Origin of the sequence: Roseburia sp. AF15-21 (genome assembly GCF_003479505.1) — a bacterium.
Lineage (GTDB): Bacteria > Bacillota > Clostridia > Lachnospirales > Lachnospiraceae > Roseburia_C > Roseburia_C amylophila.
The window spans coordinates 1-282 of record NZ_QUHG01000029.1; the positions used below are offsets into that span (position 1 = coordinate 1).

The window sequence follows — 282 nt, forward strand, 5'->3', positions numbered from 1 at the left end:
ATATTTTACCTTTTCTGCACCAAGTACGATTTTTTTGCACGAAGTAAGACTTTTTATGAATTGAGGAATAACTCAGCAATAAATTTATTTCCATCACTTTTCAATATTAAATTTCCATCATATTTTTTTACACTGCTCTGAACATTCAGCAGTCCTATTCCACCGCCTTTTCCTTTCGCTGATACCGGAAAACCATTTTTCCACTTTACCTCCCCGCAGTTATTTTCGATGCTGGCAGCTATCATTTTATGGTATGAGCCAATCTTAATCGAAATATATTTC

At 34.4% G+C, this 282-nt stretch carries 1 protein-coding gene; it reads right to left on the reverse strand.

Annotated features, from left to right (window positions below; all coding sequences use genetic code 11):
• Positions 1-53 precede the first annotated feature (53 nt).
• Positions 54-282 (reverse strand): GHKL domain-containing protein (locus tag DWW33_RS16085; protein WP_243088703.1); only part of this gene is annotated, 229 nt, incomplete at its 5' end.